Annotated in this window: 16 protein-coding genes; 1 reads left to right on the top strand and 15 read right to left on the bottom strand. The window is 65.1% G+C overall.

What is annotated here, in order from left to right; genetic code table 11:
• Nucleotides 1-275: 275 nt before the first annotated feature.
• Both K1Y73_RS03475 and ttcA read right to left on the bottom strand, forming a co-directional pair.
• Nucleotides 276-1,802 (bottom strand): putative bifunctional diguanylate cyclase/phosphodiesterase, encoded by a 1,527-nt coding sequence (locus K1Y73_RS03475; RefSeq protein ID WP_225026523.1) that lies wholly within the window; start codon nucleotides 1,800-1,802, stop codon nucleotides 276-278.
• A 72-nt stretch (nucleotides 1,803-1,874) separates the two neighbouring features.
• Nucleotides 1,875-2,747 (bottom strand): tRNA 2-thiocytidine(32) synthetase TtcA, encoded by an 873-nt coding sequence (gene ttcA, locus K1Y73_RS03470; protein WP_225026522.1) that lies wholly within the window; start codon nucleotides 2,745-2,747, stop codon nucleotides 1,875-1,877.
• 139 nt (nucleotides 2,748-2,886) lie between these two features.
• Here ttcA and K1Y73_RS03465 point away from each other — a divergent pair, with 139 nt between their 5' ends.
• Entirely contained in the window at nucleotides 2,887-3,414 is a 528-nt protein-coding gene (locus tag K1Y73_RS03465; protein ID WP_225026521.1) for a hypothetical protein, read from the top strand.
• A 33-nt stretch (nucleotides 3,415-3,447) separates the two neighbouring features.
• On the opposite strand, the gene K1Y73_RS03460 is transcribed toward K1Y73_RS03465, so the two are convergent.
• The 13 genes from K1Y73_RS03460 to rpsE all read right to left on the bottom strand — a co-directional run bounded on the left by K1Y73_RS03460 (nucleotide 3,448) and on the right by rpsE (nucleotide 13,104).
• Nucleotides 3,448-4,773, bottom strand: coding sequence for a replication-associated recombination protein A (locus K1Y73_RS03460; RefSeq protein WP_225026520.1), 1,326 nt, complete (start codon nucleotides 4,771-4,773; stop codon nucleotides 3,448-3,450).
• Between the two features lie 132 nt (nucleotides 4,774-4,905).
• Nucleotides 4,906-5,493: an acyl-homoserine-lactone synthase gene (locus K1Y73_RS03455; protein WP_225026519.1), complete on the bottom strand. Its 588-nt coding sequence runs from the start codon at nucleotides 5,491-5,493 to the stop codon at nucleotides 4,906-4,908.
• A 53-nt stretch (nucleotides 5,494-5,546) separates the two neighbouring features.
• Nucleotides 5,547-6,140 carry a helix-turn-helix transcriptional regulator gene (locus tag K1Y73_RS03450; RefSeq protein WP_318248216.1) on the bottom strand — a complete coding sequence of 198 codons (594 nt, stop codon included), beginning with the start codon at nucleotides 6,138-6,140 and terminating at the stop codon, nucleotides 5,547-5,549.
• A gap of 190 nt (nucleotides 6,141-6,330) precedes the next feature.
• Nucleotides 6,331-6,747: a 50S ribosomal protein L17 gene (rplQ, locus tag K1Y73_RS03445; RefSeq protein WP_225026517.1), complete on the bottom strand. Its 417-nt coding sequence runs from the start codon at nucleotides 6,745-6,747 to the stop codon at nucleotides 6,331-6,333.
• A gap of 139 nt (nucleotides 6,748-6,886) precedes the next feature.
• Entirely contained in the window at nucleotides 6,887-7,903 is a 1,017-nt protein-coding gene (locus tag K1Y73_RS03440; RefSeq protein WP_225026516.1) for a DNA-directed RNA polymerase subunit alpha, read from the bottom strand.
• Between the two features lie 118 nt (nucleotides 7,904-8,021).
• Nucleotides 8,022-8,420 (bottom strand): 30S ribosomal protein S11, encoded by a 399-nt coding sequence (gene rpsK / locus K1Y73_RS03435; RefSeq protein ID WP_225026515.1) that lies wholly within the window; start codon nucleotides 8,418-8,420, stop codon nucleotides 8,022-8,024.
• Nucleotides 8,421-8,435: 15 nt separating this feature from the next.
• Entirely contained in the window at nucleotides 8,436-8,804 is a 369-nt protein-coding gene (gene rpsM, locus K1Y73_RS03430; RefSeq protein WP_225026514.1) for a 30S ribosomal protein S13, read from the bottom strand.
• Nucleotides 8,805-8,979: 175 nt separating this feature from the next.
• Nucleotides 8,980-9,567, bottom strand: a complete 588-nt coding sequence (locus tag K1Y73_RS03425) for an adenylate kinase (protein ID WP_225026513.1) — start codon at nucleotides 9,565-9,567, stop codon at nucleotides 8,980-8,982.
• 10 nt (nucleotides 9,568-9,577) lie between these two features.
• Nucleotides 9,578-10,936 (bottom strand): preprotein translocase subunit SecY, encoded by a 1,359-nt coding sequence (gene secY / locus K1Y73_RS03420; protein WP_225026512.1) that lies wholly within the window; start codon nucleotides 10,934-10,936, stop codon nucleotides 9,578-9,580.
• 103 nt (nucleotides 10,937-11,039) lie between these two features.
• A complete protein-coding gene (gene rplO / locus K1Y73_RS03415) occupies nucleotides 11,040-11,513 on the bottom strand; it encodes a 50S ribosomal protein L15 (protein ID WP_225026511.1) in 474 nt (157 codons plus the stop codon).
• A 184-nt stretch (nucleotides 11,514-11,697) separates the two neighbouring features.
• Nucleotides 11,698-12,138, bottom strand: a complete 441-nt coding sequence (locus K1Y73_RS03410) for a GFA family protein (RefSeq protein ID WP_225026510.1) — start codon at nucleotides 12,136-12,138, stop codon at nucleotides 11,698-11,700.
• A gap of 200 nt (nucleotides 12,139-12,338) precedes the next feature.
• Nucleotides 12,339-12,533 (bottom strand): 50S ribosomal protein L30, encoded by a 195-nt coding sequence (gene rpmD / locus K1Y73_RS03405; protein ID WP_225026509.1) that lies wholly within the window; start codon nucleotides 12,531-12,533, stop codon nucleotides 12,339-12,341.
• A 1-nt stretch (nucleotide 12,534) separates the two neighbouring features.
• On the bottom strand, nucleotides 12,535-13,104 hold the full coding sequence (gene rpsE, locus K1Y73_RS03400) for a 30S ribosomal protein S5 (RefSeq protein WP_225026508.1): 570 nt from the start codon (nucleotides 13,102-13,104) through the stop codon (nucleotides 12,535-12,537).
• Between the last annotated feature and the right edge of the window lie 101 nt (nucleotides 13,105-13,205).

The raw sequence follows: 13,205 nt of genomic DNA, 5'->3' as shown, positions 1-13,205 counted from the left end.
ACAGGGCCGGGTGCGCACAGGCGCCGGCTGCGGCCCTGCGGCCGCGGGGGCGCGGCGGACACGCCTGCCCAGCCACGCCGCCGGGCTGGCCCTGGGCCTTGAGCCCGCAGTCGGTGGTGTCGCGCGGGGTGAAGGCCCGGGTGTGTCCCCACACCCGGCGCAGGGCGGCACAGTGCGGGGCGCCGACGGGCGGCGGCCTGTGGGGGCCGGAACCGGCGCCCGGCCTGCCCCCCGGGCCCCCGGGGCGCCCGCGCCGGGCGCGCCGGGGCGCGGCCCTATCGGCGCAGGCCGATGCGCGGGATGCGGTCCTGCCGGTTCACATGGCGGCGCACCCAGTCGGTGGCAACATCCTGCGGCATCGGCCGCGCAAAGCCAAAGCCCTGCACATGGCCGCAGCCCAGCTGCGACAGCATCGCGTGTTCGGCCGCTGTCTCGACCCCTTCGGCCAGCGTCTCAAGCCCCAGCCTTTCGGCCAGCGACACGATGGCCGAGATCATCTTCTGCTGTTCGCGGTCATGATCGACCCGGGTCACGAAACTGCGGTCGATCTTCAGCCGGCGCACGGCAAAGCGCCGGATCGTCGCGATCGAGGCATGGCCAGTGCCGAAATCGTCCAGATCAATGCCACAGCCCATCGCGGCCAGCTGGGCGATGTTGGACACGATCACATCATTGTCAGCATTGGCGACCACGGTTTCCAGAATTTCGACCGTCAGCCGCTCGGGCTTCAGCTCGAACCGGTCCAATTCCCATTTGATCCGGTCCGGCAGCCGTGGATTGCGCAAATCCGCCGCCGAGAAGTTGACCGAGACGGCCGGCACCCGCAGGCCTTCCTTGTCCCAGGCGACCAGCGCGGTCAGGGCGTGGAACAGCATGACCTCGCCCAGCCGCTCGGTCAGGTCGCTGCCTTCGACCGCGGGCAGGAATTCCGACGGCGTCAGACAGCCGCGCACCGGATGATGCCAGCGCGCCAGCGCCTCCAGCCCCGAAATCTCGCCCGTATCGGTCGAGATCTGCGGCTGGAAATGCGGCCGGATATCGCCCTTGTCCAGCGCCTCTTCCAGACTGTCGCGCAGCGCGTCGCGTTCGGCCCGCTTCTGCGCCATGTCGGGCGAGAAGGCGCGAATGCCGCCGGGCCCGTTGCGCAGCGCCTCATCCGAGGCGGCCTGCGCCGCGTCCAGGATCGACCGCCCCGTCGCCTCGGGCGCGCGGCCGGCAATGCAGAAGCCGATCGAACAGGTCACATAAAGTTGGGCGCCGCCCAGCGAGATCGGCGCGGTCACCGCTTCCTGCAGGCGCGACGACATTTGCACCAGGGTTTCCAGATCCAGCCGGCGCACCGGCGCCAGCACCACGACCACCGCATCGCCATGGATATTGGCGACGAAATCCCCCAGCCGCAGCGCCCCGCGGATCCGATCGGTCGCCCGAACGATCACCTCGGCCTGGGCCGAACGGCCATGCCGGTCCAGCACATTGTCAAGATCGTCGAACTGCACGACCAGACAGGCGGTCGAGCGGCCCTTGTCGACCATGGTCGGCAGGATGCGGTCCAGCGCGCTGACGGCCCGGCCGATCGGCGACAGATCTTCGGGCTGGGCGGCCGCGGCCATGGCGGGCTGGCCGGCGATGGCAAACAGCAGCGGATGGGCGACCGCCAGCAGGATCAGCACCGTCTCGCCACCGATCCAGAACCCGGCCAGCGTGATCGCCGGCAGAAAGACCAGGAATTCGGGCCGCCGAACCCAGCCCAGGGCCCGCTGTATCCGAAGCAGGCTATCGGCGAGGGGCCAGATCGTCATCGGAAGACCTTTCATCGCGGGCGCGGACCTGCCGCCATCCCGAGACCTAGGCCCGAAGCGGTGATGGCTTCGTTAATCCGGCAGGCGAAGTTGCGTCGACTTTTCCTCAATTGCGCCGGGCTGCCCCAGCGCCAGACCGGCGAAGTCGAACAGCGCCGGATCGGCCAGATGCGAGGGGCGGGCATTCATCAGTGCGCGGAACATGATCTGCCGCCGGCCGGGGGTACGGGCTTCCCAGTCGTCCAGCAGCTTCTTGACCTGCGCGCGCTGCAGGCCTTCCTGGCTGCCGCACAGATCGCAGGGGATGATCGGGTAATGCATCGCCCGGGCAAACCGCTCGCAATCGGCCTCGGCCACGAAGGCCAGCGGGCGGGCCACGAACAGATCGCCCTCTTCATTCAGCAGCCGCGGCGGCATGGTGGCCAGACGGCCGCCATGGAACAGGTTCATGAAGAAGGTTTCCAGAATATCGTCGCGGTGATGGCCCAGGACGACGGTCGAACAGCCCTCTTCCCGGGCGATCCGGTACAGGTTGCCGCGCCGCAGCCGCGAACACAGGCTGCACATCGTGCCGCCCGGCGCGATCTTTGCGGTCACGACCGAATAGGTATCCTGATATTCGATCCGATGCGGCACCCCCATCCGGGTCAGAAACTCGGGCAGGACGGTCGCCGGAAAGCCGGGCTGGCCCTGATCCAGATTGCAGGCCAGAAGCTCGACCGGCAGCAGACCGCGCCATTTCAGCTCGGTCAGCGCCGCCAGCAGGGTATAGCTGTCCTTGCCGCCCGACAGGCAGACCAGCCAGCGGTCGCCGCGCTGCGCCATGCCATAGGTCTCGATCGCCTCGCGCGCGTCCCGCACGATCCGCTTGCGCAGCTTCTTGAACTCGGTCGACGAGGGCGCGCCGTGGAACAAGGGATGGATATCGTCGAGATCGTCGAGCATCTTTTGCCTCGGACAGGGATCGCCGGTCAATGCAACAAACGCGGGGGTTTTGCAAAGGCTTTGGCCAGGCGCCGCGCCGCATTGCAGCGGCAGAAAACAGCGGCTAGGACCGCGGCGACCCTAAGTTCGGAGTAAGAAGATGAGTGGAGTCAAACGGGTGCTGGCGGTGGCGGCGGTGGGTGTTCTGGCGCTGGCAGGCGTGTTTCTGGGCAAGTGGTACTATACCACGGCGATGGAACCGATCGACCCCAACCGCGGCGTCTACGGGATGGACGGGCTGGAGATCTGGATCGACCTGAACGCCCGGATGCCGGATTTCGCGCGGATCTGGGCCTGCGACACGCTGCTTGCCCGCGAGGCCGAGGCCCTGGGCGGCAAGCCGGCCGCGATCCGCAATCCGCACAGCTGCCAGGCCGATTTCGGCAAGGTGCCGGTCGGCCAGCCCTATGACCAGACGGTGGATGCCAATCTGCGCCAGGCGACGGACGGGCTGGACGCCGCCAAGGCCGAGGCGGTGCGCAGCTGTTTCGCCAGCCGGATCACCACCGTGCTGACCGCCGAGGATATCGCCAGCTTCAATGCCGATGTGGCAGGCCCCGCCTCTAGCAAGGTGGTGATCGGGGTGAACACCGCCGCACGCGAATGCCGGACCGAGGTCGGCGCGTAAGCAGGGGCTTGCGGACCGGGCGCCGGGGCGCGGCTAGCCGCCCTGGCGCTTGATCCGCAGCTTGGCGAAATAGTCGACACGCTTTTTCAACTCGCGTTCGAAACCGCGCTCGGGCGGGCTGTACAGCACCGGCCGGCGCATGCCTTCGGGGAAATAGTCCTGCCCCGAAAAGCCGTCTTCGGCATCGTGGTCATAGGCATAGCCCGCGCCATAGCCCACATCCTTCATCAGTCGCGTCGGCGCGTTCAGGATATGCCGGGGCGGCATCAGGCTGCCGGTTTCCTTGGCCGCCGCCCGCGCCGCCTTGTAGGCGACATAGACGCCGTTCGACTTGGGCGCGAGCGCCAGATAGACCACCGCCTGGGCCAGCGCCAGTTCGCCCTCGGGGCTGCCCAGCCGTTCATAGGTCTGCCAGCCGGCCAGACAGACCTGCTGCGCCTCGGGATCGGCCAGCCCGATATCCTCGACCGCCATCCGCACCAGCCGCCGGGCCAGGAAGCGCGGATCCTCGCCGCCTTCCAGCATGCGCGCGAACCAGTACAGCGCCGCATCCGGATCGCTGCCGCGCACCGATTTGTGCAGGGCGCTGATCAGGTTGTAATGCTCGTCCCCCGATTTGTCATAGCGCGCCGCCCGCCGCATCAGCCGACGCGCCAGCTCCTCGCGGTTCAGCGAATGGTCCGTCTTCCAGGCCGCCGCCTGCTCGATCAGGTTCAAAAGCGCGCGCCCGTCGCCATCGGCCATTTCCAGCATCGACTCGCGCGCCTCGCCCTTCAGGGGCAGCGCGCGGCCCAATTCCTTCTCGGCCCGCTGCGCCAGCCGTTCCAGATCGGCCAGATCAAGCCGTTCAAGGATGATCACCTGGGCCCGCGACAGAAGGGCTGCATTCAATTCGAATGAGGGGTTTTCCGTGGTGGCACCGACCAGAAGGATCGTGCCATCCTCCATATAGGGCAGAAAGCCATCTTGCTGGGCCTTGTTGAAACGGTGGATCTCGTCGACGAACAGCAGCGTCCCCTGCCCGTTCTGTCGCCGCAGCCGCGCCGCTTCAAAGACTTTGCGCAGGTCGGGCACGCCGGTGAAGATCGCGGAAATCTGCACGAAGGCCAGGTCGGTCTCGGCGGCCAGCAGCCGGGCGATCGTGGTCTTGCCGACCCCGGGCGGTCCCCAAAGGATCAGTGACGACAGCGAACCGGATTTCAGCATGGCGCCCAGCGGGCCTTCGGGCGAAAGCACCGCCTCTTGCCCGATCACCTCTGACAGCTGGCGGGGCCGAAGCCTGTCGGCGAGCGGTCTCGGCGCTGCACGCCCAGAGGGCGGAGCGCCGGGATCAGGGGGGAGGTCAAACAGATCGGCCATGCCGTCCAATGTAGAACGGCAAAGGCCGAAGCACTAGCCTTCGGCAGAGGATGCTGCACGGGATCGCCCGGCCGGAGGTGGGCGCGATCGGAAGGATGCGGCGCCCGGGTACACAACACACATGTCGTCAAGTCAGTGCAGCTTCGTCGCCATCGAGATCGAGACGCAGACGGATTTCATCCCGCCCATGTCCAGAACCGGCCCGACCGGCTGGCAATCCAGGCCCACCCGGCGCGCCAGGCGCGGCGAATGTTCGGGAATGATCCCCAGAAGCGAGGTCGCACCCAGATTCCGGGCCGAAACCACCATTTCGTGGATCAGCTGCATCTGCACCCGCAGCCGTTCGGCCGCCGGCACCAGATCCGACACGAAGACCCGGCTCGATTCCCAGATATAGGGGTCGACCGGCGCTTCGAACTGCAGCAGATCCTGCGGGATGGTCTGCAGAAGCCCCAGCTGTGCATCGCGGATCATGTAGCTGTAGATGCCGCATTTGTGGGTGGTCGGCGTCAGCCGCACGCCCGCCAGAACTTCGCCCCGCTCATGCACGGCAACCCAGCGGCTGGCCGGGGTGTCGTACTGATCGAATTCCATCCCGTCCGCCTGCGGCAGGTCCCATTTGTTGTTCTGAATGAAGGTCCGGTGACGTGCGCGGAGCAAATTCGCAAACAGGGGGCCGTGCTGGTGCAGGTTCTCGAAAGACAGGGTCGTGACTTCCATTTCCATTCTCCTTCTAGAGTGGTTCGTTAAACCTTGAAGGGAACGGCACAGGATCACAGCAGTCGGTATTCACGCGCCTTTCTGATCGCCTCCGAGGTCGTTCGCGCCTCCAGCCGGATTCGTGCCGACTGGAGCCGCGCCTTGAAGGCGCTTTCCGTGATCCCGAGTTTATCCGCCGCAGCCGTGTGCCGGTCCCCATTCGCGACGCATCTGAGCGCCTCGATCTGAGCCTTCGTCAGATCCGACTGCGGTTTGGCCGCGACATGAAGCTGAATGGTCAGCTCGCGCAGCGTCGAAAGCTCGCCATCGGTGAATTCCCGGTCCGACCGCGAGACGCCGACGATCGACCTCGAAGTAATCGGGCCATAGGAGGAGACTGCTCCATAAGTCAGCCCGAATGTCGCAGCCTTTTTCAACACTCCGAACGGATCGGGAAGCGGAATCGAGCTCCAGCGCGTCGTGCCTTCGACGCCGACGCCCCAGAAAACCAGCGGGTCGCGCAGATAGTAGGAATGGGTGTTGTAATGCTCGAGCCAGTCTTCCGGATACGAGCTGCGATAGATCAGCGGAGTCGCAAACCGAATGTGCAACCCGACGTTGTACCCCATGGGTGCAAGCTGATCCAACTGGTCAAGCAACTCCGTCACGGCCTTTCTCTCGGACATACAGCCCCGTTTCCAGAATCTTGCGATTCTACCTGCAATTGATCTTCGATCGTCTTGCCACAAGTTCAAGGCCTAATGGCCACAATTTTAACACATTTACCCAGAGTTACTCTTCGGAAACGCAAAAGCCCGCCGTTTCCGGCGGGCCCTTGTGTTGCAATTTTCACGCGGATTATTCGGCCGCGTCTTCTGCTTCCAGCCGGGCGCGGTCGGCCGCACCCTTGGCCGAAGGGTCGCGATCGACGAATTCGATGATGGCCATCGGGGCCATGTCGCCATAGCGGAAGCCGGCCTTCAGCACGCGGACATAGCCACCGGCGCGGTCCTTGTAGCGGGGGCCCAGCACGTCGAACAGCTTGACGACGTCCTTGTCTTCCTTCAGCTGCGCACCCGCCTGACGGCGTGCATGCAGGTCACCGCGCTTGGCCAGCGTGATCAGCTTCTCGATGATCGGGCGCAGTTCCTTGGCCTTGGGCAGCGTGGTCTTGATCTGCTCATGCTCGATCAGCGAGCCGGCCATGTTGGAAAACAGCGCCTTGCGATGCTCGGCGGTACGGTTCAGGCGGCGATAGCCGCGGGCGTGACGCATGTCATTCTCCTAACGTCGCGTTTTGCTTTGTGTTGCGGCCCGTGCGTTGCGGGCCGCGTCGTTGGGGCATTTGCCCGGATGGTCCCCGCCTGATGCGGGCATTTGTCTTGCGACGGGCGGGGTTGCCCCCGCGCGCCGTTTAGAATTGGTCTTCGAAGCGCTTGGCCAGGTCTTCGATGTTTTCCGGCGGCCAGTCTTCCACGTCCATGCCCAGGTGCAGGCCCATGCCCGACAGCACTTCCTTGATCTCGTTCAAGGACTTGCGGCCGAAGTTCGGCGTGCGCAGCATCTCGGCTTCGGTCTTCTGGATCAGATCGCCGATATAGACGATGTTGTCGTTCTTCAGGCAGTTGGCCGAACGGACCGACAGTTCCAGCTCGTCCACCTTCTTCAGGAGGAGCGGGTTGAATTCCAGGCCCGAGTCGATCTCGCCCGACTTCGCCGCTTCGGGTTCCTCGAAGTTGACGAAGATCGACAGCTGGTCTTGCAGGATGCGCGCGGCATAGGCCACGGCGTCATCCGGCGTCAGCGAGCCGTCGGTTTCCACCTTCATCGTCAGCTTGTCATAGTCCAGCACCTGGCCCTCACGGGTGGGCTGCACTTCGTAGCTGACCTTCTTGACCGGCGAATAGATGGCATCGATCGGGATCAGGCCGATCGGCGCATCTTCCGGGCGGTTCTTGTCGGCCGAGACATAGCCCTTGCCGGTCGAAACCGTCAGTTCCATGAACACATCCGCGCCCTCGTCGAGGTGGCAGATGACATGGTCCTTGTTCAGAACCTCGATCCCGGCGGTTTCCGAGATGGCGGCGGCGGTGACGACGCCCGGGCCCTTGGCCGAGATCGACAGGCGCTTCGGCCCCTCGACATCCATCTTCAGGCTGACGCCCTTCAGGTTCAGGATGATGTCGGTCACGTCCTCGCGAACGCCCGCAACCGAGGAAAACTCGTGCAGGACATTGTCGATCTGAACCGAGGTGATGGCGGCGCCCTGAAGCGAAGACAGAAGCACCCGGCGCAGCGCATTGCCCAGCGTCAGACCGAAGCCGCGTTCCAGCGGTTCGGCGATGACCGTGGCAACCCGGCCCGCATCGGCGCCAGGCTTCACGACCAGTTGCGTGGGCTTAATCAGTTCCTGCCAGTTCTTGTGGATCATTCAGTGCCTCCATTCTTGCCGCCGCTTCCATGGTCCCGAAGAAGCGGGGCGCCCGAGGGTCTTTCAAATGCGCGAACCGGGCCATGCTGCTGCATGACCCGGCCGTATTTTCTTCCGCTCAGACGCGACGGCGCTTGGGCGGCCGGCAGCCGTTATGGGCCAGCGGGGTCACATCGCGGATCGACGTGATGGTGAAGCCCACCGCGGCCAGCGCGCGCAGCGCCGATTCGCGGCCCGAACCCGGGCCCTGGACTTCGACTTCCAGCGTCTTCACGCCATGTTCCTGCGCCTTGCGGCCGGCGTCTTCGGCAGCCATCTGGGCGGCATAGGGGGTCGACTTGCGCGAACCCTTGAAGCCCATGGTCCCGGCCGACGACCAGGCGATGGCATTGCCCTGAACGTCCGAGATCAGGATCTTGGTGTTGTTGAAGGACGAATTCACATGCGCCACACCCGCGGCGATGTTCTTGCGTTCCTTGCGCTTGCCGCCACGAGCGGCTTTCGGATCACGTGCCATGTTCCTGCGCTCCCCTTATTTCTTCTTGCCGGCGATGGGCTTCGCCGGGCCCTTGCGGGTACGGGCGTTGGTGTGGGTGCGCTGACCGCGGACCGGCAGGCCCTTGCGGTGACGCAGGCCGCGATAGCAGCCCAGGTCCATCAGCCGCTTGATGTTCATCGAGACTTCACGGCGCAGATCGCCCTCGACGGTGAAATTCGCGTCGATATATTCGCGGATCGCCAGAACTTCCGCATCCGACAGCTGGTTCACGCGGCGCGCGCGGTCGATGTTCAGCGCTTCGCAGATCTTCTCGGCGACTTGCGGGCCGATGCCGTGGATATATTGCAGAGAGATCGGGACCCTTTTCTGGGTCGGGATATTGACGCCAGCGATACGTGCCACGCGTTTTCCTTCCTCGTTGCGGTTCCGTCGCACCAGAACCTTTTTTCACAACCTGCCAGGGCGTTGGCCCGGGCGTCGAATTCCCGCGAATGGGATGCCCGGCGCAGGCGATTCCCCGCCGGACGCCGTGCTTTATGGGCTTTTCCGCGCCCCGTCAAGGCCGCGGATCAGCATTTCACGCTCTGTCAAGAACTTTCGCGATGGACGCGGCAACGGCATCCATTGCCGCCATCCCATCCACCTGCGCCAGGCCGCCCTTGGCATAGTAATAGCCCAGCAAGGGCGCGGTCTGCTTGTAATAGGCGCGCAGACGGTCGGCGAAAACCTCGGGCGTGTCATCGGCACGGACCGGCTGGCCCGCCGCACGGCTTTCCTCGGCCCGCTTGACGATGCGCCCGACAAGCGCCTCGTCATCGACCACCAGCTCGATCACCGCATCCAGCTTCTGCCCCATCCGGGCCAGCAGATCCCCCAGCGCATCGGCCTGTTTCAGCGTGCGCGGGAAGCCGTCGAAGATGAAGCCGCCCGGCGCGCCGGCCGTCAGCTTTTCCTCGATCAGACCGATGACGATCTCGTCGGTGACAAGCTGGCCCTTGTCCATGATCTCGGCCACGCGCTTGCCCATCTCGGTGCCCGAGGTCTTGGCCGCGCGCAGCATGTCGCCGGTGGACAGCTGCACCATGCCGCGGCTTTCGACCAGACGCTGCGCCTGCGTGCCCTTGCCGGCTCCGGGCGGCCCCAGAAGAATGATGTTCTTGGCCATGCCCGTCCCCTTAGCGCCGCGCCGGCGCGCGGGTGCCGGTGCGCTTCTTGCCGCGCAGCTGCGACTTCTCGATCAGCGCCTCGTACTGATGCGCCAGAAGATGCGACTGGACCTGGTTGATCGTGTCCATGGTGACCGAGACCACGATCAGCACCGACGTGCCGCCGAAATAGAAGGGGATGCCGATTTCCGAGATCAGGATCTCCGGCAGAAGGCAGACCGCCGCCAGATAGGCCGAGCCCAGCACCAGAATGCGGTTCAGCACATATTCCAGATATTCCTCGGTCTTCTTGCCGGGACGGATGCCGGGGATGAAGCCGTTCTGGTTCTTCAGGTTCTCGGCCACGTCATCGACCTTGAACGACACGTTGGCGGTGTAGAAATAGCTGAAGAACACGATCAGCGCCGCCAGGAAGGCCAGGTGCAGCGGCTGGCCATAGCCCAGATAGGCGGTGATATAGGACAGGACCGGGTTGGTCGAGGTGCCCGAGAAGGTCGAGATCGTGGTCGGCAACAGCAGGATCGACGAGGCGAAGATCGCCGGGATCACGCCCGCCGGGTTGACCTTGACCGGCAGATGCGACGAGCCGCCGTCATAGACCTTCATCCCCACTTGGCGGCGGGGATATTGGATATGGATCTTGCGCAGCGCGCGCTCCATGAACACCACAAAGGTGATGACGGCGATGACCATGACGATCACGCCCAGGATCACCGGGGTCGAGATCGCGCCCGACCGGCCCTGCGCCAGGAATTGCGCCATGGCGGCCGGAATTTCGGCCACGATGCCGACGAAGATGATCAGCGAGATGCCGTTGCCGATGCCGCGGGCGGTGATCTGCTCGCCCAGCCACATCAGGAACATCGTGCCGCCGACCAGGGTGATCACGCAGGAGGCGATGAAGAACATCCCCGGCGTATGGGCCAGATCACCGGCCTGGATCGACACCGCGATGCCGTAGGACTGGAACAGCGCCAGCGCCACGGTGCCGTAGCGCGTGTACTGGTTCAGCTTCTTCCGCCCCAGCTCGCCTTCCTTCTTCAGGTGCTGCCAGGGCGTGTACATCGTGGCCAGAAGCTGCACGATGATCGAGGCCGAGATATAGGGCATGATGCCCAGGGCGAAGATACCCATGCGCTTGATCGCGCCGCCGGTGAACATGTTCAACATGCCCCCGATCCCCTGCCCCGCCTTGTCCATGAACTCGCGAAGCGCATCGGCGTCGATCCCGGGCACCGGAATATAGGTGCCAAGCCGGTAGACGATCAGAAGACCGATGGTGAAGAAGATGCGTTGACGAAGATCGGTCGCCTTGCCGAGCGCGCCCCAGGAGAGGTTCGCGGCCATCTGTTCTGCGGCGGATGCCATGGACTGCCCTTTTGCATGGACAGCGCCGCCGACCGGGGCTTCCGGGCGGCGGCGCGGGAAAACCAGTGCTGATGTAAGCGACCTTCGGGCCGCTCACAACTGCTTATTCGGCTGCGGCCGCCGTGGTGACGGTCAGGCTGCCGCCGGCGGCCTTCACCGCCTCGATCGCCGAGGCCGACGCGCCGGTGACGGTCAGGGTGATCTTCGACTTGATCTCGCCCTTGCCCAGCACGCGGATGCCGTCGCGCTTGTTCGAGGTCAGGCCCGCCGCGACCAGCACGTCTTCGGTGATCTCGGCCTTGGCGTCCAGCTTGCCCAGACCGATGAATTTCTCGATCAGGCCCAGGTTGACGACAGCGTATTCCTTGCGGTTCGGCTTCGAGAAGCCGCGCTTCGGCAGGCGGCGGTACAGCGGCATCTGGCCGCCTTCATAGCCACCCAGGGCGACGCCCGAACGCGAGGTCTGGCCCTTGATACCACGGCCGGCGGTCTTGCCCTTGCCCGAGCCCGGGCCGCGCGCAACGCGCTTTTTCTTCTTGGCGGCGCCTTCGTTGTCGGCGAGTTCATGCAGTTTCATGTCGCTACTCCTGGCCGGAAAAGCCCCCCAGCGACGGGCAGGGCCACACGGCGTTTCTTGTTTGATTCTGTGCGGCCCGGAAAGGCCACCGCGGCGCCTTACACGCTTGACGCCCGCAAGGCAAGCGCCCCCACCCCGCCCAGGCTGGCGGAGTGGGGGCGCCGTGCCGGTTCGCAAGACGCGCTCAGGCGGCCGAGGCCGGCCATTTGAAGTCGGGGCGCAGGCTGTCATAGACCGGGCGGCCGTCATGCGGCTTTTCATAGCCCTTCGTCTCGTCCCAGAAGGCGTGATAGGTGGCCTTCGGGAAATGCGCGTCGTCATAGCCCATCACATTCGGCACCGCCACGCGGATGCGCTTCTGCTTGTCATCCAGCATCAGCGCCGCCCCGCATTCGGTGCAGAGGCAGATCTCCAGCGGCCCGTCGGGGTTCTGCGCGTTGAACGGCACGCGCTTCATCTTCTCGGGGTGATCCACCTTCAGGTCGTCGTAGTTGAAGAAGGCGACATGGGTGAATTGCTGGCCGGTCACCGCCTTGCAGACATTGCAATGGCATTCGTGATTGTCGATCGGTTCGGCGTCGGAGGTGACATGCACATGCGCGCAGCCACCGGCATATTTGGACATCTGGTCTTCCTCCCTGCTGATGCCAGACCCGCCCGGAGCCCGGGCAGGCGCTGTCCGCCAAACGCTAGCATCGCGGCCGTGGCCGGGCGATTCAGCCTTTGGGTTGAGGGGGGCCCGCATCGGCGCGGCACAATGCAAAACGCCCCCGCGGTTGCGCAGGGGCGTTCTGTGTTCAGATCGGGGATCGCCCGAAGCGGGGCTTAGCCGCGCTCTTCGATGATCTCGACCAGGTGGCTGATCGACTTCACCATGCCGCGGACCGAGGGCGTATCCTCAAGCTCGCGGGTGCGGTTCATCTTGTTCAGCCCCAGGCCCTTCAGCGTGGCGGTCTGCACCGCCGGACGGCGGGCGGCCGAGCGGACTTGCTTGACGACGATGGTCTTCTTCGCGGTCATCTCAGGCCTCCACGGTTTCCGCCGAAGCTTCCGCTTCCGGCTTCTTCAGGATCTCGGCGACCTTCTTCGAGCGGCGCGCCGCGACCGAACGCGGAGAAGTTTCCTTCTTCAGCCCGTCGATGGTCGCGCGGATCATGTTGTAGGGGTTCTGGGTGCCGATCGACTTGGCGACGACGTCCTGGATCCCCAGCATTTCGAAGACAGCGCGCATCGGGCCGCCGGCGATGATGCCGGTCCCGGCCACGGCGGTGCGCATCACGACCTTGCCGGCGCCATGACGGCCCTCGATGTCGTGGTGAAGGGTCCGGGCATCCTTCAGCGGCACGCGGATCATCGAGCGCTTGGCCTGTTCGGTGGCCTTGCGAACGGCCTCCGGCACTTCCTTGGCCTTGCCCTTGCCGAAGCCGACGCGACCGCGCTGGTCACCGACCACGACGAGCGCTGCAAAGCCAAAGCGCTTGCCGCCCTTGACCGTCTTCGAAACCCGGTTGATCGCAACCAGGCGATCGGCGAATTCCGGGGTCTCTTCGCGGCTGTCGCGGCGATCCCGGCGGTTTTCACGTTCTGCCATGAGGCATTCCTTTCGTGACGGCGCAACTGCGGCGCCTGATGGGTCCGATCCTGGTGAGCCGGCCGCGAAGGCCGGTCTCCCGGATCATCGGGGGGGCAGCG

Source organism: Xinfangfangia pollutisoli (assembly GCF_020179405.1).
Taxonomy (GTDB): Bacteria; Pseudomonadota; Alphaproteobacteria; order Rhodobacterales; family Rhodobacteraceae; genus Pseudogemmobacter; species Pseudogemmobacter pollutisoli.
Note: the sequence above shows the minus strand (reverse complement) of the source record. Positions and strands in the feature narration are given on the sequence as shown.